General features: G+C 48.2%; 4 protein-coding genes. All 4 read left to right on the plus strand.

All coding sequences use genetic code 11. The features are described 5' to 3' along the window. The 4 genes from ACO6VG_RS23975 (at position 1) to ACO6VG_RS23990 (ending at position 22,379) form a co-directional block, all read left to right on the plus strand. Positions 1–4,401: a hypothetical protein gene (locus ACO6VG_RS23975; protein ID WP_422475969.1), complete on the plus strand. Its 4,401-nt coding sequence runs from the start codon at positions 1–3 to the stop codon at positions 4,399–4,401. A 168-nt stretch (positions 4,402–4,569) separates the two neighbouring features. Then, positions 4,570–10,887: a hypothetical protein gene (locus tag ACO6VG_RS23980; RefSeq protein ID WP_422475971.1), complete on the plus strand. Its 6,318-nt coding sequence runs from the start codon at positions 4,570–4,572 to the stop codon at positions 10,885–10,887. 81 nt (positions 10,888–10,968) lie between these two features. Further along, positions 10,969–17,283, plus strand: a complete 6,315-nt coding sequence (locus ACO6VG_RS23985) for a hypothetical protein (RefSeq protein ID WP_422475973.1) — start codon at positions 10,969–10,971, stop codon at positions 17,281–17,283. Positions 17,284–17,369: 86 nt separating this feature from the next. Next, on the plus strand, positions 17,370–22,379 hold the full coding sequence (locus tag ACO6VG_RS23990; protein ID WP_422475975.1) for a hypothetical protein: 5,010 nt from the start codon (positions 17,370–17,372) through the stop codon (positions 22,377–22,379). Positions 22,380–22,398 lie beyond the last annotated feature (19 nt).

A 22,398-nucleotide genomic window follows, 5' to 3' on the forward strand; every position in this document is an offset into this window, starting at 1 on the left:
ATGAAAAATGCCTGCCCCAGTGCATTCAGCCTTCTGGTGGCCGTTGCCGTCAGCTCCTCCATCATTGCTCCAAAGGCACTGGCCGATCGCAGGCTGCAAATAAGGTCTGTCGATATTCAAGCCAATGAACAGGTGGAGTTTATCCAGAGTGAGGTCATGGTCCGGCCAACTTTAGGTGATGACCAGCAGCCAATACCCGGATCTTTTACCACCACCTACCCTGACCAGTTTGGAGTCAGCGCAGGCTATATTGTTCCTGCTATAGGCTTTACAGACGTTCTTTCTGATTTCGACGGGCGCGTTTCCAGCGTTGACCAGTTTGAAACAGATGAAAATAACGCTGCCCTGAAATACACCAAAGTCCTGAAGCTGGTTGATGAGGGAATCTTCAGGTTCACCCATAACCTCCAGGAAAAGGAACTGGTCATTGAAGTCAGAGGCGGAATGACCGATCGGGATTCAGTCAGGGCCGTTCGTTCTCAATGGACTGACATGGAATCATTGGAACCGATAACGAAAATCGCCAGCCCCAGACAACTGTTCGCACTGCTGAAAGCTGTCGAAGAGAGAGCAGGAAACCTCGGCACCAGTGATGACTATACTACCCTTGCCACCATTGAAGTAGACAAGGTTGAAGTCAATGGGCGTACCTTTATGCGTCTTGTCTCAGGGGGTGATCAGCCTCCTGAACTGGAGCGCCTGAGTCAGTCACTCTTTGTCAATGATGATGTTCTCCTGGCAGCAGCCACCTCTGCTTATATCAAAGTTCATGTCCTGGGAGGAGAGTTACAGCAGCAGGCTCTTAATAAACTGTTGGCAGACAGCAAACCCGTCGGATATGTTGTACACGTCGAGGGTCACTCACGGGCTTATCCTGTGCCTGCGGGTTATCCGAAACTGGAAGTAGCGGAAGCCCCGGGAGAGGTGATAGTTTTCCATACTCAGAGGCTGAATCCCGATGATATCGCTTTTGTAGAAAACCTCTATGACCTGTGGCAAGAAGCTAAGGGTACTCCCCCCTCCTCTGCAATATTAACAGCAGTTAAAACCTATAAGGTCAAAAGCTACCAGTACGTCATTCGAAGCAGGCAAATGGCGATGCTGGAGGAGTTTGCTGCGCAGCACGATGCTGGAGAAAGCGAGGATCAACCGACGACGTTTTCAAAAAAAGATAAACGGGCGATGCATGCGCTTGCATACTATGAATCTCTCCATCTGGCATTAGCCACCGCTACTCCAGATGAAATACATGGAATCAACGAATTTCAAGTCACGCAGGAACACATCAGGGTCGCTCTGTCAGTCGTCACACCAAACTGGATGCACAATGAACTCGCAAAACACTTCAGCTTCAAACCCGCACTTGGAGATCTTCTGATTAACAAGCATTTTGTTCGGAAGATTATGAATTATATACCCGTTGGCGCCAAATTAAAGTTCAACACTTTATACGACGACGCACATTTTTTTTCCAAACTCCTGGGCGAAAGAAACAGACAGATGATTAAGTTGTTCAGCAAGCTGGATGAACTAGATAGCGAGAAAGCCATACTCTTGCGTTTCAAACGTAAGTTGGAGATTGAATCGAATAAAGCTGATGCCAGTGATGAGAAAAAACTGGAAGTGGGACGACTCTACCAGGAAATCAAGGATAAATATGCAAGGGTTCTTGATGAGCAGAGAGATCAGGGAAACCTCCATCGGGAACTTATGCAGGATGTCAGACGGATTCCTCCGTTGGAGAAAAGAGTTATTAAGGCCAGAATAAAGACCATAAATGCTCGCCACTCTAAAATGGCAATAGAACCTGGCATAGACGACCTGGATGAAACCCAGCCACTGGATGAGCAAATCAGGCGTCTCCTGGAGAAAACTGATGACACATGCAGACAGGCAGTCGTTAAAACTCAGCTCGTTCAACCACATCTTCAGCAAGAGCACACCAGAACAGAGGCTGAAATAAAAGCCCGCTATGCAACCCTTGCCGCACATTTAGAGATTCAGGATTTTGATAGCAGTGCAGACATTGACGTTCAACAGGAATGCCTGGTTCAAAAAATCAAGACAATAACTGCCGAGAAAAAAGGTCTGCATCAACAACTTAAGGCAATTGCAGACCTGGAAGAAGAAATTGATCGAAGACCAGCCCATCCTGAAATCATGTCTGAAGCCCTTGAGAAACTCACTGCCGTAGAAAAAAACCTGAAAATGGATGGACTTAAGAGCGAGGACGATGTGTATCATCGTCGTAACGCCATTTCTGAGAAAATTCATTCATACACAACAAAAGCCGTAGAGGAGGCAGAGCAGGAGGCTCTGGATGTACTGGAAACACTGGAAGAAATATTAAAAATCGAAGTCAACAAAGAGGATAACAAAGCAACAAGACTGGCCAGAGTTCGCGATAGATTTCACTGTGACATCCCAAAATACATGCTGCTTGAAGATGGTTCCTTCCAGTACACGCCGGAACAGGCCGAAGTTTTGCACGCTATCCAAACATTCATGCAGCAGCACCCTCTCAAACGACAGGCCCTGCAAGTTGCAACTGGTCTGGCCGAATTAGCCGTAATGAACGGTAAGGCAATACCCAACCTTCCGACTTACGATTTTGACGAGGAATTTGCAGCGCTTCGATTGCAGGTACTGGTCGGAGACAAACTGACGTTTGATCAGACCAGTCGGATCGTGCAAATCTTCAGGGACATGAAGGCGACCTTCCCGGAATGCCCCGCTTCAGAAGACGAGCCTCGCTGCCCTCTGGAAGAAGTCCAGAAGCTGGTGCACAGGGCCAGAAATGAGATGGGATCCGGGGCTCGAGAATACGACAAAGAAATTTTCGGCATGGGCAAATCAGCGATTCACTACCTCGGGCGTGATCCGGATGACCTGAAAACCTTCCCGGAAGACTTCACTACCCATTCTGCCAGCGTTAACAGGATCATAACTCTGCTGCATGAAGGCCTGATCAATAAGGTTGAACTTTGGAACTACATAAAGACCGTCAGAGGAATTGATGGTTATCAGACAGTGGCTGAATTTGAACACTTCCTTGGCTACAAACAGGGTGTCAATGTGCCTCACTTCAGGGCCGCTGTCCGGCTGCTGTCCGACAAGGGTGTTGAGAAATTCATTCTGAGTGCTTTTCCTGCTGTGACTGCAACTGGCCCGGTGGCTATGAAAGAGTCTGTTGTCGGCATGAAAGAGTACGCAGCTGCTGTTATCGCCAACTATGTTCTTGACGATATTGCCTTTGACAATGGCCGCAGGACGGCAGCATTTCTGGCCAATATTCAGAATACCCTGACGTCTTATGCGCATGCTGCCGGACTCTCTGAATCAGAACTGATCAAGGCTGTCCATGGCACATTGATGCAGGTTCATACCACAGCGGTTGAGCAGCAGATCAATGAGTACTGGGTCAAACCTTCAGCCTTTCTGGTACAGGCTGTCACCTGGTACTTCTCCAGCTACAAACCCATGCTGGCGACCCGTACCGCCGGACAGGCTGCTGAGCAGTCTCTCTTGAACATGTCATTCCTTTATCTTCTGGATCTGACCAACCGGGGTGATTACCTGCACCGGATGCTCGCACCTTTCCAGCACTGGTTGGAAGGCTACAGTGTTGATCTTGACCGAACCGGGCAATATGTCTACCACAGCGGAATTGAAAAAGTTTCTGAAGTGGGCGGGCTGGCCATGCCATTGGGTAAAGCCGCTTCCTCTGTCATTCTGCTGAGAACCGGCTCTATGCTGTTTGCCAGACAGTACAACGCCAATCCTCAGATGTATCGCAGCATTTCCCGTCTGGTGCCCGAAATAATGAAATCCACAGGTTCCGGACAAGGGGTTCAGGTACCACTGCTGCACCGGGCGACACCACAAAAAGTGAAAACGCTGGCCTCGGCCACCGCAAGTCTGGTGCTGGGTCCGGTAGCCACAGTCGGAGCATACGTCCACGGTCTTATTTCAGGGTTTAGCTATGCCCAAACCTTCGGATTCGCGCTGGCGTCGAGCCTCACTTTCGACTTCTTTATGAACGACAACAAGATGCTCACTCAATGGCTGGGTGGGCCTCTGGGTCGCAGTCTTGACAGGATTAATCGCTGGATTGGTGTGGGTGAAACACAAGATGAATATCTGAAACGTACTGCTATTACCTCACCTCAACGTTTCGGTGAAAACGATGAAGAGTACGCAAGCCGTGTTAAAGCAAACAACACCCTGTATGGCTGGACTCGATACGAAAATTACCTGCAGTTCCGTGAACGCCGTGATCGCACCATGAAACTATTTGAGAATGGCTGGGAGAAATACTTTAGGGAAAATGTGCCGAAATGGTCGTTCTCCCATGCAGAAAGTATTCCTTACTTCTACACTCTTGGAGTCTTTTACAAATAGCAAAGGGGCGATGATCAGAAAGACGGTCATGATAAGAGAAATTACCATCAATCAAGCTTTCCATCTGAAACCTCAAGATCACCATGAGCAATTTTAAAAGTTGCTTGCTCACTCTTTACGGCAATCACTTTTCACGGTAATAAAAGTACTCAGCGCTGAGGTAGTGGAATGACAAATGCTCACCCCAAGGTATTAAGTCTTGCAGTGGCCATTGCAATCAGCTCTTCCATTATTGGCACACGGGCACTGGCCGATCGTAAGCTGCAGACAAAATCTGTCAAGATTCTGGCCAATGAACAAGCCGAGTATATCCATAGTGAAGTCATGGTTCGACCAACTCCCGGGCCTGACGGGCAGCCAATACCGAAATGCTTTACAACCACCTACCCTTATCAGGTTCAAAACAAGGTGGACCTTGCTCTTCCCACTGTAAGTTTTACAGAAGTTCTTAGTATGATTGATGGTAGCGTTGCCACTGTTGATCTGTTCGAAACAGACGAAAACAACATTGCTCAGAAATACACCAAAGTTCTTAAGATGGGTGATGAGGGCATCTTCAGATTTACCCATAGCCTTGATGAAAAGGAATTATTCATTGAAGTCAGAGCCGGAATGACCGATCAGGATTCAGTTAAGGCTGTTCAAGCACAATATCCCGGGCTATCTGGCATGGGGCCGTTAACGAAAATCGTCACCCCTCATCAACTGGCTGACTTGCTGATAGTGGCTAATGACATGGCAGGAAACCTCGGCACCAGTGACCACTACGTCGCCCTTGCCACCATTGAAGTAGAAAAAGTTAAAGTGAACGGGCGCACCTTCATGCGTCTTATCGCATCAGGCGACCAGCCCCCTGAACTGCATAGTCTGGGTCAATCACTGTTTGTCAATGACGAGGCTCTTCTGGCAGCGGCCACCTCTGCCTATTTCCAGGTTCATGTTTTCGGAAAGGATTTACAACAGCAGGCTCTTAATGAACTGATGGCACACAGCAAGCCCGTCGGCTATGTTGTACTCGTCGGGGATGGCGCACAGGTTTCTCCTGTACCTGCGGGTTATCCAAAGCTGGAAGTCGCAGAAGCTCCGGGGGAGGTTATTGTTTTTCGTGGTCAGAAGCTGAATCCCCATGATACCGCCTTTGTAGAAAAGCTCCGCAGCCTCTGGCAAGAAGCCGAGGGCAATAACCTGGCTCCTGCATTGGCAACAAAGATTAATGTATTTAAGGTCACAAGCTACCGGCACGTTATTCGAAGCAGGCAGATGGCAGTGTTAGAGGAGTTTGCTGCACGGCACGGTGCTGAAGTGACCGAAAGTCAACCGCCGACGCTGACAAACGAAGATAAACTGTCGGCATCTGCGCTTGCATTCTACGAATATTTCCAGCAGGCATTGCACAGTGTCAGTAAAGATCGGGCAATCACGGAAATAGAATTTGAGTTCACACTTGAAAAGATCAGAGCCGCCTCGTCCGTCATCACACCAACCTGGTTGCAGATTCAACTGACAAAACACTTCAGCTTCAAACCCGTACTGAGAGACCTTCTGAGTAATCAGAATGTTGTTCAGGATATTATGGGTCTTGTACCCGTTGTCGACGAATCACCGCCCGATGTTTCTTACGACAACGACCGCTTTGCTTTCAAAGTTCTGAGCAACATGGCCAGGCAGCTGATTGAGAGGGAAAGCCTACTGACTGACCAGCTGAAAAGGGAACGCAAACTCACCCGGATTAACAACCACTTAAGGATCATGTTGGGCAAAGCCACTGCCATTGAAAAGCAAAAGCTCATAGTACTTCAGCTTAAATATCAGTCTGAGCATGATATTCGAGAGCATCATGACGCAACGGACAAAGAGCGAAGCCTGTTATGGGAACTCAGTCAGAAAGTCGACGAAATCCCGGAGCTGGAAAAACAAATTCGAAATGCCAGAGCCGAAGCCACAAAAGCCCGCAACACCCAGCTGGCAAAAGAGCTTGGCATTAAAAATTGGGATGATAGTCAGCTGCTAGAAAAACAAACCAGACTCATCAGTATAAAAATTCATGAAATCAACCAGGCATTGTTGGCAAGAGGACCGGCAACAGGAAGGCCTGAGGAAGATTCTATAGAAACAACACTGGCGGCTCTTGAGCACCAGAGCACCAGTACAGAGGCTGAAATCAAAGCCAGCTATACAACCATTGCCGCACATTTAAACCTGCAGGATTTTGATAGCAATGCGGATATTGACGTTCAGCTCGATCACCTGCTTCGAAGAATTGAGGTACTGAATGCTCAATTACAGGGTAAACATAGACTGAATCTTCAACAAAAAAGCCTGTTTGACAGATTTCAGTCACTGAATACCCAGGGCAATCCCCTCGACGAAGATCAACAACATTTGCTTCAGAAAATCCAGGCACTGAATACTCAATGTTGTCCAGAAGAACCTGACGTCAAAACCGGGCAGGATGGTCTGGCACTGATTTTAGGTATCAGGCTGGATGACAGCACGATGGAAGAACACCCTGCCCTGAAAACAGCCATGTATAAGAGGTTCCGCAGTCTTGAATATTTAGATGAAGAACTGAAAGACATCAGAACACCAGGCCACCCCAAAGTCATGCCTGTAATACTTGAGAAACTGTCAGACGTGGAAAAAGCCCTTGATATGGATGACCTCATTAGTCAGGAAGATGTGTATTACCGTCGTCACGCCATTTCTGAGGCAATTCAGGCACGTCTGGCAAAGGTCAGGCAGCGAGAGGAGGAAGTGGCTCAGAAATTGCTGAAAGCAGTAGAAGAAATGCTCAACATCGAAGTCAATAATGAAGATGACAAAACAGCAAGGCTTGCCAGGGTTCGAACAAAACTTGACAGCGTTGATGTCTCAGAAGCCATGGTGGAAGAGATAGAGCATTCACTCCGCAAAGAAGACATCACATTCCGGAGCAGAACAGGGAACACAAAACTTCAGGATCTTCAAAGGAGCCTTGACTTTTATGTCGAAGCGATGAAGAGCGTGGCCAGAATACGACTGATAAGTACACTCAAAATTGTAGAGGGCAAGCTGCACATCTTCGACTTTGTACGCGAAGAGGCTGATGAAAGAGGCACGGCTTTCGTTACTAAACTGGCCAATGATTTGGGGGTATTACTTAGAAGGAAAGCCTACCTGCCTGAAAACAAGGATGTTCTTGAAAACAAAATTTTGGCATTAATGACGGAAGTAGACCAAGCCTGTGACAATGCGGATGTCAGAAGAAATGAGGATGCCAGAAGAAGCAGAAACAATGAAATCGCTCATCAACTCAGCATTGATTCCTATAAAGATGACGCCGCTATAGACGACCAGAACATTTTAATTAAAGAAAGACTCCAGGAGCTTTATGAAGAAGTTCTCAAGGCAGGTGTTATCACCGATGATGAGCATATCACAGCCATTAATGCTGAGCTTGACAGGCAAATGGCTCGCCTGGGACCTAAACCCCGATATGTTCTTGATCGCGAGTTAACCAGCGCCAGACAAACAATACAAAGAGCTGAAAGTGAACTGGCAGCCGCTCAACGCAGGCTGAATACTATACGTGGCAAACACATATTGTTTGCGGGGCGTCCCGCTGAGCTACAAGATCTCTCGAATGAAGAGAACATGGCCCTCAATCAGGCAATGAAACAAATTCAGATAGAGTTGGATCTGGCTGCTGTTGACGAACAAACCCCTGAGGAGCGACTGAGGGACTTCAGGCACTTCCTGCGGGGATACAATACAGAGAGACGGGGTGAAATCCTTAATGAACTGAAGGCCAAAACAGGTCTGAGCATCCAGATAAAGAGTGACTTCGATTCCGTGGCAGGCGCTGTAGACTTTTTCAGCCTGGCAGCCTTTCCAGATTCTGATGGTCAGGACGAAGACAATGAAGTATCGGGTGAAGTGTTTATAAACAGGAAAAAGTACTGTCAAATCGTGGAATTCCTGAATGAGCACTACAGAAAAAACATTAAACTGGGGGAAGCACGGCTTGAACAGAGGAATGCAAAAGAGAATCTGGATCGTAAAGTAAAGGAGATGATCGATTCTGGCGACATCGATCAGAAAGCTAAAACCCTGCATATGGACGAAATGGAGAGGCTGGGCTTAATATCGAAGCAGGCAAATGATGCCGTATCAAAAGCAGTAAAGGCTCTGTTGGATCATCATAAAGCGAGTCTTGACGCCACTGAAGAAACTGCGGGCCTCAAACCGGACTCTTCTGACACCCGTGAACACCGGATTAATGCTCTGAGAAACAAAAAGCTGCAACTGGGTGGGCGTGATGGTAAAGGTGGCAAGCATCATCAACTGGTTCAGGAATGGATTCACCTGCAAGATGAGATTGGAGCCAGGAAAGCAGACATTGAGAGAATGAAGGAAGTCCTGAGGGCTGCAGAGGAAGCTGTGGAAAATGATGGCGGTCCCTTCCAGTTCTCACCGAAACAGGTCAAGGTTCTGGCCGATATGAACACCTTCACAGAGCAGCACCCTCTCTGGCAACTGGCCCTGGACGCCGCACTGGGCCTGGCAGAATCAGCAGTCAAAAACGGTAAAACAATACCCAGCCTTGCGACGTTCGATTTTAACGATGAATTTGCACCCATTCGCTTGCAGGCACTGGTCGGAGACGATCTGACGTTTAATCAGGCCAGTCGGATTGTAGAAGTCTTCAAAAGCCTGAAGACGAGCTTCCCGCCCTTCCCTTTTGAGCCTGTTGAAGATCAGCCTCAGAATGTCATTGAACAAGTTCAGGCTCTGGCAGACAGGGCCAGGAATGAGATGAAAACCGGGGCTCAGGAATACGACGATGAAATACGCGACATGGGCAAAAGAGCTATTCACTTCGTCGAACATGAATCTGGGGATCTGAAAGGTTTCTCGGAATATTTGGCAACCTATTCTACCAGTGGCAACAAGATCATAGCTCTGCTGCGTGAGGGACTGATCAGCAAGATTGAACTTGAGAACTACATAAAGGCCGTCAGAGGAATTGATGGTTATCAGACAGTGGACGAATTTGAACATTTCCTTGGCTACAAACACGGCATCAATCTGCCTCACTTCAAAGCCGTTATCCAGATGCTTTCCGACAAGGGTGTTGATGAATTCGTGCAAAGTACCTTTACTCCTGTGACTTTGACTGCGACTGGCCCGGCAGCTATGAAAGAGTCGGTTGCCGACATGAAAGAGTACGCCGTTGCGGTCATCGCCAACTATGTTCTTGACGATATTGCCTTTGACAATGGCCGCAGGACAGCAGCGTTTCTGGCCAATGTTCAGGAGACCCTGACACCTTATGCCAATGCTGCCGGACTCTCTGAATCAGAACTGATCAAGGCTATCCATGGCACATTGAAACAGGCTCATGCCGCAGCAGTTGAGCAGCAGCTCAATGAGTACTGGGTCAAACCTTCAACCTCTCTGGTACAGGCTGTCACCTGGTACTTCTCCAGCTACAAACCGCTACTGGCAACCCGTACCGCCTGGCAGGCTGCCGCGCTGTCCCTGGCAAATATGTCGTTCCTCTATCTTCTGGATCTGACCAACCGGGGGGATTACCTGCATCGGGTGCTGACACCTTTCCAGCACTGGCTGGAAGGCTATGGTGTTGATCTTGGCCGAACCGGGCAATATGCCTACCACAGCGACCTTGAACAAGTCACTGAAGTGGGCGGGCTGGCCATGCCATTGGGTAAAGCCGCTTCCTCCGTCATTCTGCTGAGAACCGGCTCTATGCTGTTTGCCCGACAGTACAACGCCAACCCGCAGAGGTATCGCAGCATTTCTCGTCTGGTGCCCGAACTAGTGAAATCCATAGGTTCCGGACAAGGGGTTCAAGTACCCCTGCTGCACAGGGCGACACCACAAAAAGTAAAAACCCTGGCCTCGGCCACCGCCGGTCTGGTGCTGGGCCCGGTAGCCACGGTCGGAGCATACGCTCACGGTCTTATATCAGGGTTTACCTATGCCCAAACCTTCGGGTTCGCGCTGGCGTCGGGTCTCACTTTCGATTTCTTTATGAACGACAACAAGATGCTCACTCAATGGCTGGGTGGACCTCTGGGTCGCAGTCTTGACAAGATTAATCGCTGGCTGGGCGTCGGTGAAAGGCAAGATAACTATGTAAAACGTACGACAGTTTCTACACCTCAACGCTTCAATGAAAACGATGAAGCCTACGCAAACCGTATTAAAGCAAACAGCACCCTGTATGGCTGGACTCGACATGAAAATTACCTGCAGTTCCGTGAACGCCGTGATCGCACCATGAAACTGTTTGAGAATGGCTGGGAGAAATACTTCAGGGAGAATGTGCCTAAATGGTCGTTCTCCCATGCAGAAAGTATTCCTTACTTCTACACTCTTGGAGTCTTTTACGAATGGCAAAAGGGCGATGATCAGAAAGACGGTCATGATAAGAGAAATTACCATCAATCAAGCTTTCCATCTGAAACCTCAAGATCACCATGAGCGATTTTAAAAGTTGCTTCCTCGCCCGGTACGGCAATCACTTTCCAGGGTAATAAAAGTACTCAGCTCTGAGGTAGTGGAATGACAAATGCTCATCCCAAGGTATTAACTCTTACAGTGGCCATTGCAATCAGCTCTTCCATTGTTAGCACACAGGCGCTGGCCGATCGCAGGCTGCAGACAAAATCTGTCAAGATTCTGGTGGATGAACATACCGAATATACACAGAGTGACGTCATGGTTCGACCAACTCCAGGTCTTGACCAGCAGCCAATACCGAAATGCTTTACAACCACCTACCCTTATCAGGTTCGAGACAGAGTGGACCAGCACCTTCCCACTATAAGTTTTACAGAAGTTCTTCATAATATTGATGGTGGCGTTGCCACTGTTGATCTGTTTGAAACAGACGCAAATAACCTTGCTCAGAAATACACCAAAGTCCTGAAAGTGGGTGATGAGAGAGTCTTCAGATTTACCCATAACCTTCAAGAAAAGGAACTGTTCATTGAAGTCAGAGCCGGAATGACCGATCAGGATTCAGTTAAGGCTGTTCAAGCACAACATCCCGGGCTATTTGGCATGGAGCCGTTAACGAAAATCGCCACCCCTCATCAACTGGCTGACTTGCTGATAGCGGCGAATGACATGGCAGGAAACCTCGGCACCAGTGACCACTACGTCGCCCTTGCCACCATTGAAGTAGAAAAAGTTGCAGTAAACGGACGCACCTTCATGCGTCTTATCGCATCAGGCGACCAGCCCCCTGAACTGCATAGCCTGGGTCAATCACTGTTTGTCAATGACGAGGCTCTTCTGGCAGCGGCCACCTCTGCCTATTTCCAGGTTCATGTTTTCGGAAAGGATATACAACAGCAGGCTCTTAATGACCTCTTGGCACACAGCAAGCCCGTCGGCTACGTTGTACACGTCGGGGATGGCGCACAGGTTTCTCCTGTACCTGCGGGTTATCCAAAGCTCGAAGTCGCAGAAGCTTCGGGAGAGGTTATTGTTTTTCGTGGTCAGAAGCTCAATCCCCGTGATAGCGCTTTTGTAGAAAAGCTCCACAACCTCTGGCAAGAAGCTGAGGGCAATAACCTGGCCCCTGCATTGGTAGCAAAGATTAATAGATTTAAGGTCAACAGCTATCAGCACATTATTCGAAGCAGGCAAATGGCCGTGTTAGAGGAGCTTGCCGCACGGCACGCTGCTGAAGTGAGCGAAAGTCAACCGCCGACGCTGACAAACGAAGATAAACGGTCGGCATCTGCGCTTGCATTCTACGAATATCTCCAGCAGGCATTGGCCAGTGCCAGCCAAGATCGGGCAACTACGACAGTAGATTTTGAATTCACACTGGAAAACATCAGAGCCGCCTCGTCTGCCATCACGCCAACCTGGCTGCAGATTCAACTGACAAAACATTTCAGCTTCAAACCCGAACTGAGAGACCTTCTGAGTAATCAGAATGTTGTTGAGGGTATTATGGGTCTTGTACCCGTTGTCGACGAATCACAGCTCGATCTTTCTTACGACAACGACCGCTTTACTTTCAAAGTCCTGAGCGATATGGCCAGGCAGCTGATTGAGAGGGAAAAGAAACTGACAGTCCAGCTGAAAAGAGAATGGAAACTCACCCAGGTAAACAACCACTTAAAGATCATGTTGGGGAAAGCCAGTACCACTGAAAAGCAAAAGCTCATAGTACTTCAGCTTAAGCATCAGGCTGAGCATGATCTTCGAGAGCTTCGTGGCGCAACGGAAAGAGGGCAAAGCCTGTTACGGGAATATCGGCAGAAAGTCGAACGAATCCCGGAGCTGGAAAAACAACTTCGAAATGCCAGAGCGGAAGCCACAAAAGCCCGCAATGCCCGACTGGCAGAAGAGCTTGGCATTGAAAACTGGGATGATAGCCAGCCGCCGGAAAAACAAACCAGGCTCATCAGTATAAAAATTCATGAAATCAACCAGGCAGTGTTGGCAAGAGAACCGGCAAGAGGACCGGCAACAGGACAGCCTGAGGGAGACTCTATAGAAACAACACCGTTGGCTCTTCAGCACCAGAACACCAGAACAGAGGCTGAAATCAAAGCCAGCTATGCAACCCTTGCCGCACATTTAAACCTTCAGAATTTTGATAGCAATGCAGATATTGATGTTCAACTCGATCACCTGCTTCGGAGAATTGAGGTACTTAACGCTCAATTACAAGGTGAACATATACTGAACCTTCAACAAAAAAGCCTGTTTGACAGATTTCAGTCACTGAATACCCAGGGCAATACCCGCAACGAAGATCAACAACATTTACTTCAGAAAATCCGGGCACTGAATGCTCAATGCTGTGCGGAAGAACCTGACGTCAAAGTTGAGCAAGATGGTCTGGCACTGATTTTACGTATCAGGCTGGATGACGGCGCGATGGAAGAACACCCGGCCCTGAAAACAGCAATATATAAGAGGTTCCGCAGTCTTGAATATTTGGATGAAGAACTGAAAGACATCAGAACACCAGGCCACCTCAAAGCCATGCCTGAAGTACTGGAGAAACTGTCTGACGTGGAAAAAGCCCTTGATATGGATGACCTCATTAGTCAGGAAGATGTGTATTACCGTCGTAACGCCATTTCTGAGGCAATTCAGGCAAGTATGAAAAAAGCCAGGCAGCAGCAGGAGGAAGTGGCTCTGAAGGTGCTGAAAACAGTAGAAGACATGCTCAAAATCGAAGTCAATAATGAAGATGACAAAACAGCAAGGCTTGCCAGGGTTCGAACAAAACTTGACGGCGGTGATGTCTCAGAAGCCATGGTGGATGAGATAGAGCATTCACTCCGCAAAGAAGACATCACATTCTGGAGCAGAATGGGGAATACAAAACTCCAGGACCTTCAGAGGAGTCTTGACTTTTATGTCGAAAAAGTAGAAAGAGTAACCATAATAGAACAGAAAAAGATACTCAAAATTGTAGAGGACAGACTGCACATCTACGGGTTCGTAGGCGATGAGGCCAATGAAAGAGGCACGGCTTTCGTTGCTAAACTGGCCAATGATCTGGGGGTAATACTTAGAAGAAAAGCCCAGCTGTCTGAAAACAAGTATGTTCTTGAAAACAAAATTTTGGCAATACTGGCAGAAGTAGACGAAGCCTTTGATAATGAGGATGTCAGAAGAAGCAGAAACAATGAAATCGCTCATCAACTCAACATTGAGTCCTATAAAGATGATGCCAGCATAGACGACCAGAATATTTTAATTGAACAAAAACTCCTACAGCTTTGTGAAGAAGTTCCCAAATCAGGTTTTGCCACCGTTGATGAGCATATCACAGCCATTAATGCTGAGCTTGACTGGCAAATGGCCCGGCTGGGACCTAAACCCCGATATGTTCTTGATCGCGAGCTGGCCAGCGCCAGACAAACAATACAAAAAGCTGAAAGTGAACTGGCAGCCGCTCAACGCAGGCTGAATACTATACGTGGCAAACACATATTGTTTGCGGGGCATCCCGCTGAGCTACAAGATCTCTCGAATGAAGAGAACATGGCCCTCAATCAGGCAATGAAACAAGTTCAGATAGAGTTGGATCTGACTGCTGTTGACGAACAAACCCCTGAGGAGCGACTAAGGGACTTCAGGCATTTCCTGCGGGGATACAATACAAAAGTGAGACGGGATGAAATCCTTAATGAACTGAAGGCCAAAACAGGTCTGAGCATCCAGGTAAAGGGTGACTTCGACTCAGTGGAAGACGCTGTTGACTTTTTCAGCCTTGCAGCCTTTCCAGATTCTGATGGTCAGGATGAAGACAATGAAGCATTGGGTGAAGTGTTTGTGAACAGGAAAAAGTACTGTCAAATCGCGGAATTCCTGAATGAGCACTACAGAAAAGGCATTAAATTGGGGGAAGCACGGCGTCAACAGAGGAATGCAAAAGAGAATCTGGATCGTAAAGAAAAGGAGATGATCGATTCTGGCAACATCGATCAGAAAGCTAAAACCCTGCATATGAACGAAATGGACAGGCTGAGCTTAATATTGAAGCGAGCAAATGCTGCAGTATCAAAAGCAGAAAAGGCTCTGTTGGATCATCATAAAGCGACTCTTGACGCCACTGAAGAAACTGCGGGCCTCAAACCAGACTCTTCTGACACCCGTGAACATCGGATTAATGCCCTGAGAAACAGAAAGCTGCAACTGGGCGGGCGTGATGGTAAAGGCGGCCAGCAGCATCAACTGGTTCAGGAATGGATTCACCTGAAAGATGAGATTGCAGCCAGGAAAGCAGACATTGAGAGAATGAAGGAAGTCCTGAGAGCCGCAGAGGAAGCGGTCGAAAATGACGGCGGCCCCTTCCAGTTCACGCCGAGACAGGTAAAAGTTCTGGCCGATATGAACACCTTCACAGAGCAGCACCCTCTCAGGCAACAGGCTCTGGATGCTGCACTGGGCCTGGCAGAATCAGCAGTCAAAAGCGGTAAAACAGTACCATGCCTTGCGACGTTCGATTTTAACGATGAATTTGCAGCAATTCGCTTGCAGGCTCTGATCGGAGACGATCTGACGTTTAACCAGGCCAGTCGGATTGTAGAAGTCTTCAAAAGCCTGAAAACGAGCATCCCACCCTTCCCTTTTGAGCCTGGAGAAGATCAGCCTCAGAATGTCATTGAACAAGTCCAGGCTCTGGCAGACAGGGTCAGAAATGAGATGAAAACCGGGGCTCAACAATACGACGATGAAATACGCGGCATGGGCAAAAGAGCCATTCACTTCGTCGAATATGAACCCGGGGATCTGAAAGGCTTCTCGAAATACTTCGCAACCCATTCTGCCAGTGGCAACAAGATCATAGCTCTGCTGCGTGAAGGACTGATCAGCAAGATTGAACTTGGGAATTACATAAACGCCGTCAGAGGAATTGATGGTTATCAGACAGTGGACGAATTTGAGCATTTCCTTGGCGACAAACACGGCGTCAATCTGCCTCACTTCAAAGCCGTTATCCAGCTGCTGTCCGACAAAGGTGTTGATGAATTCGTGCAAAGTGCCTTTATTCCTGTGACTTTGACTGCAACTGGCCCGGCAGCTATGAAAGAGTCGGTTGTCGGCATGAAAGAGTATGCAGCAGCGGTCATCGCCAACTATGTTCTTGACGATATTGCCTTTGACAATGGCCGCAGGACAGCAGCGTTTCTGGTCAATGTTCAGGATACCCTGACACCTTATGCCAATGCTGCCGGGCTCTCTGAATCAGAACTGATCAAGGCTATCCATGGCACCTTGATGCAGGCTCATGCCGCAGCGGTTGAGCAGCAGCTGAATGAGTACTGGGTCAAACCTTCAGCCTCTCTGGTACAGGCTGTCACCTGGTACTACTCCAGCTACAAACCGCTACTGGCAACCCATACCGTCCGGCAGGCTAAGGCGCTGTCCCTCGCAAATATGTCGTTCCTCTATCTTCTGGATCTGACCAACCGGGGGGATTACCTGCACCGGGTGCTCATACCTTTTCAGCACTGGCTGGAAGGCTATGGTGTTGATCCGGACCGAAACGGGCAATATGCCTACCATAGCGGAATTGAAAGAGTTTCTGAAGTGGGCGGGCTGGCCATGCCATTGGGCAAGGCCGCTTCTTCAGTCATTCTGCTGAGAACCGGCGCCATGCTCTTTGCCAGACAACACAACGCCAACCCGCAGATGTATCGCAGCATTTCCCGTCTGGTGCCAGAAATAGTGAAATCCATGGGTTCCGGACAAGGGGTTCAGGTACCGCTGCTACACAGAGTGACACCACAAAAAGTAAAAACTCTGGCCTCGGCCACAGCAGGTCTGGTGCTGGGTCCGGTAACCACGGTCGGAGCATACGCCCACGGTCTTATATCAGGATTCACTTATGCCCAAACCTTCGGATTCGCGCTGGCGTCGAGTCTCGCTTTCGACTTTTTTATGAACGACAACAAGATACTCACTCAATGGCTGGGTGGCCCTCTGGGTCGCAGTCTTGACAAGATGAATCGCTGGTTGGGCGTGGGTGAAACGCAAGATAACTATGTAAAACGTACGACAGTTGCTACACCTCAACGCTTCAATGAAAACGATGAAGCCTACGCAAACCGTGTTAAAGCAAACAGCACCCTGTATGGCTGGACGCGGCACGAAAATTACCTGCAGTTTCGCGAACGCCGGGATCGCACCATGAAACTGTTTGAGAATAGCTGGGAGAAATACTTCAGGGAAAATGTGCCTAAATGGTCGTTCTCCCATGCAGAAAGTATTCCTTACTTCTACACTTTTGGAGCCTTTAACAAATGGCCAAAGGACAATGATCAGAAAGTTCACGGTAATGATCGGAGCAATGCCCCTCAATCGGGGTCTCTGTCTGCAACCACGACTCGCTGACAGCTATGAGCCATTAAAAGCCGCTTCCTCATTTGGCTTGGTTATCAATTCGGGGTAATAGAAGTACTCAGCTCCAAGGTAGTAGAATGATAAATGCTCGCCCCAATGCATTAAGACTTGTTGTAGTCGTTGCAATCAGCTCCGCCATCACTACTCAGGCTCTGGCGGATCGCAGGCTACAGACAAAGTCTTTCGATATTCATGGCAATAAACCCGTGGAGTTTACCCGGGGTGAAGTCATGGTTCAGCCAACTTTAGGTGATGACCAGCAGCCAATACCGAAATCTTTTACAACCACTTACCCTGATCGTACTCAAGTCAGGACGGACTATGACATTCCTTCTGAAGGCTTTACAGACATTCTTTCTGGCATCGAGGGTGGCGTTTCCAGTGTTGATCTGTTTGAAACCAACGACAATGACATTGCCCGGAAGTACACCAAAATCCTGAAAGTCGGTAATGAAGGAATCTTCAGGTTCACCCATAACCTTGCAGAAAAAAAACTGGTCATTGAAGTCAGAGACGGAATGACCGATCAGGATTCGGTTGAAGCTATTCGAAATCAATCTGATGACATCCCGCTATTAGATACGTTAACAAAAATCGCCAGTCCCGAACAACTGGCAAGATTGCTGAAGGGTGCCAATGAAAGGGCAGGAAACCTTGGTGAAGTTGATAACTATGTCGCCCTGGCCACCGTTGCAGTAGACGAAGTTGAAGTCAATGGGCGCACCTTCATGCGTCTTGTCGCTGCTGGCGATGAGCCTCCCGAGTTGCAGCGTCTTGAGCAATCGCTCTTTATCAACGATGAAGCGCTTCTGGCAGCAGCCACCTCTGCCTACACTCAGGTTCATGTTCTGAAAGACGATTTACAACAGGAAGCTCTGAACGAGCTGTTGTCCTATCAAAAACCCGTCGGCTATGTTGTTCACGTCGAGGATGAGACACAGGTTTATCCTCTGCCTGCGGGTTATCCAAAGCTGGAAGTGGATCAGGTTTCGGGGGAAATTATTGTTTTCCGTGGTCAGAAACAGAATCCCAGCGATATTGCCTTTGTGGAAAGCCACTATGATCTCTGGAATAAATTTAAAGACCAGAGTACACAGGTTAAAAAAGACAAGGTTAAAAGCTATCAGTACGTTATTAGAAACAGGCAAATGGAGCTGCTGGAGGAGTTTGCTGCTGATTTGGCTGCACAAAATGATGCTGAGCTGAACGAAGATAAACTGTCGAAGCTTACCTACTATGAATCTCTTCAGCAGGCACTAGCCAGTGCCACTCCAGATGAAACCGATGAATTTGAGTTCACGACAAGGCATATCAGAGACGCCTCCTCAGTCATCAAACCTATCTGGGTGCAGTGTCAACTCATAAAAAACTTTAGCTTCAAACCTGTACTTAAAAATCTTCTGACCCACTATAATTTTGTTCAAAATTTTTTACTCTATCAGCACGAGGACTCCAGAACAGATGCTGAAATAAAAGCTCGTTATGCAACCATTGCCATGCATTTAAACATTCAGGATTTTGATAGCAATACCAATGTTGACGCTCAACAGGAACACCTGCTGCAAACATTTAAGACAATGAAAGCCTGGGAAGAAGGTCTGCGTCAACAACTTAAGGCAATGAGTTATCAGCTCGATATAGAGGATGTTTACACCCAACTCAGAAAAGACACTCTGGCAGTGGTTCTTGGTATTGATCCAGCCAAAGATACCCGTCTTGAAGACCGCGCCAGTATGGAATCAAAGGTAATTGACAAGCTCTCCGAGCTTTCAAAACTGAAAATTGAACTGGAAGACATCAAAACACCCGGCCATCCCAAACTGATGCCCGAGGTACTGGAGACAATTCGTAGGGTATTAATAGCTCTGGAAGGGGGTAGATACTTCAAACAAAAGCAGAGTGTGTATGTCCTTCGTCAGTTCATTTCTATAGGCATAAATCATGACATCAGAGAGGCCAGAAAGCAGTCAGAAGAAAAGGCCCATTCCATGCTGGACCGTGTGGAAAGATTACTCAACATCGAGATCAATGAAGGTGATTATAAAACAGCAAGACTCGAAAGGATTCTTACAAAGCTTGATGCCGGTGATATCTCAAAAGACGAGCTGGATGGGATGCACGAGACGATCTGCCGGGAAGACTGTCCAGACTGGGAGGATCTGGAAGGGAACTCTTCGGAAATGGATATCAAACGCATGACAGTTCGTGATCGTCTCAACTATATAATCGAAGAATCGGATCAGCGAGCCAGAGAACAACAAGCAAGTCGTCTTATCGTTCTGGAGAACGAGCTGGATATCGACCCTCATGAAAACCCTCATACTATAGAGAGAGGCAAAAGTTTCACAGCTAAACTGGCCAGTGATCTGGAGGTAGAGTTTGAAGACGATGCCAGCCTGTCTGTCCGGCAATATGCTCTAAGCAACAGAATTGAGGAATTATGGAATAGAGTAGAGGAACTCTATGAAGATGAGAGTGCCAGGAGAATCTGTAACAATAAAATTGCTCATCAACTCAACATTAAAGATTATGAAGATGATGCCAGGATCGACGACCAGGACTGTCTTATTGCAGCAAAACTCCAACAGCTGGATGATGAAATTCTCAAAGCGGGTCAGCCTGACGTTAATGAGCGTATTGCAGCCATTGATGATGAGCTTGAGAGGCAGATCGCTCGCCTGGGACCAAAACCACGACACGTACTTGACCGTGAAGCAGCCACAGCCAGGTTCTTAATAGCAAAAGCTGAAAGTGAGCTGGCAGGTTTTCATCGTCGGCTGAACAGGCTTCGTAGCAGTGAAGATTACACAAATGCCCATGGTCGGGACGAATCCCATGAAGTCGAGGGTGAACTGCTCTTAACCAGGAAAAAATACACTCAAGTCACGGGTGGGGGTGATGGTACTGACGGCAAGATCCGGCATCTGGTTCAGGAACAGGCCTATCTGGAAGATGAAATTGAAATCAAGAAAGCAGACATTGAGAGACTGAAGGAAGTCCTGAAGGCGGCTGAGCGGGCCGTCAAACATGACGGGGGTCCCTTCCAGTATTCGCCGCAACAGGCAAAAGTTCGGACCGATATGGACGCCTTTGTAAAGCAAAACTCTCTCAGAAAACAAGCTCTGGAAACGGCGATGGGTCTGGCAGAATTAGCAGCAGAAAACGGTAAGACAATATCCTACCTTCCGATTTTCGATTTTGACGATGAATTTGCACCGAATCACTTGCAGGCAATGGTCGGAGACAAACTGACGCTTAAACAGGCCAGTCGGATTGTGGAAGTTTTCAAGAGCCTGAAGACGACCTTCCCGGAATCCTCTGTAGAGCCTGTCGAAGCTCTGCTCGGAAATGATCTGAAAGAAATCTTCAGGCTTGTGCGCAAGGCCAGGCATGGGATGAAAAAAGGGGCCCGACAATACGACGACGAAATTCGCAGCATGAGCAAAACAGCCGTTCACTTCATTCAGCATCAATCAGAGGACCTGAAAAGCTTCCCGGAATACTTCGCTACCCATTCTGCCATTGGTAACAAGATCATAAGTCTGCTGCGTGAAGGCCTGATCAGCAAGGTTGAACTTGAGAACTACATAAAGGCTGTCAGAGGTGCTGAAGGTTATCAGACAGTGGATGAATTTGAGCACTTTCTTGGCTACGAACACGGCGTCAGGTTGCCCGAGTTCAGGAAGGTTGTCCAGACGCTGTCCGATAAGGGGGCTGATGAATTCATGCAGAGTGTCTTTACTCCTGTGCCCGTAACCGCTTCTGGCCCGGCAGCTATGAAAGAGTCGGTTGTCGGCATGAAAGAATACGCAGCAGCGGTCATCGCCAACTATTTTCTTGACGATATTGCCTTTGACAGTGGCCGCAGGACGGCAGCCTTTCTGACCAATATTCAGGATACCCTGACACCTTATGCCAATGCTGCCGGACTCTCTGAATCAGAACTGATCAAGGCTATCCATGGCACCTTGATGCAGGCTCATGCCGCAGCGGTTGAGCAGCAGCTCAATGACTACTGGGGCAAACCTTCAGCCTTTCTGGTACAGGCTGTCACCTGGTACTTCTCCAGCTACAAACCTCTGCTGGTAACCCACACCACACTGCAGGCTGCCGAGCAGTCTCTCTTGAACATGTCCTTCCTTTATCTTCTGGATCTGACCAACCGGGGTGATTACCTGCACCGGATGCTCATACCTTTCCAGCACTGGCTGGAAGGCTTCGGTGTTGATCCTGACCGAACCGGGCAATATGCCTACCACAGCGGAATTGAAAAAGTGTCTGAAGTGGGCGGACTGGCCATGCCATTGGGCAAGGCCGCTTCTTCAGTCATTCTGCTGAGAACCGGCGCCATGCTCTTTGCAAGACAACACAACGCCAACCCTCAAATGTATCGCAGCATTTCCCGTCTGTTGCCCGAACTAGTGAAATCCATGGTTTCCGGACAAGGGGTTCAGGTACCGCTGCTGCACCGGGCGACGCCACAAAAATTGAAAACGCTGACCTCGGCCACAGCCAGTCTGATGCTAGGTCCGGTAGCCACGGTCGGAGCATACGCCTACGGTCTTATATCCGGATTCACTTATGCCCAAACCTTCGGATTCGCGCTGGCGTCGAGTCTCGCTTTCGACTTCTTTATGAACGACAACAAGATGCTCACTCAATGGCTGGGCGGACCTCTGGGTCGCAGTCTTGACAAGATTAATCGCTGGACAGGTGTCGGGGAAACGACAGATAACTATGTGAAACGTACAACGATTGCCAGACCCCAACGCTTCGATGAAACCGATGCAGCCTATGCAAGCCATGTTAAAGCAAACAACACCCTGTATGGCTGGACGCGACACGAAAATTACCTGCAGTTCCGCGAACGCCGGGATCGCACCATGAAACTGTTTGAGAATGGCTGGGAGAAATACTTCAGGGAAAATTTGCCTGGATGGTCGTTCTCCCATGCAGAAAGTATTCCTTACTTCTACACTCTTGGAGCCTTTTACAGATGGCAAAAGGGCGATGATCAGAAAGTTCACGGTCATGACAAGAGCAATGCCCCTCAATCGGGATCTCTATCTGCAACCATGACCCACTGACAGCTATGAACCATTAAAA

The organism is Endozoicomonas sp. ALB032 (genome assembly GCF_049310125.1).
GTDB lineage: Bacteria > Pseudomonadota > Gammaproteobacteria > Pseudomonadales > Endozoicomonadaceae > Endozoicomonas_A.

Bases quoted from the DNA above. Each gene is read 5' to 3' on its own strand.
- ACO6VG_RS23990 (WP_422475975.1), top strand. From the start codon at position 17,370: ATGATAAATGCTCGCCCCAATGCATTAAGACTTGTTGTAGTCGTTGCA.
- ACO6VG_RS23985 (WP_422475973.1), top strand. From the start codon at position 10,969: ATGACAAATGCTCATCCCAAGGTATTAACTCTTACAGTGGCCATTGCA.
- ACO6VG_RS23975 (WP_422475969.1), top strand. From the start codon at position 1: ATGAAAAATGCCTGCCCCAGTGCATTCAGCCTTCTGGTGGCCGTTGCC.
- ACO6VG_RS23980 (WP_422475971.1), top strand. From the start codon at position 4,570: ATGACAAATGCTCACCCCAAGGTATTAAGTCTTGCAGTGGCCATTGCA.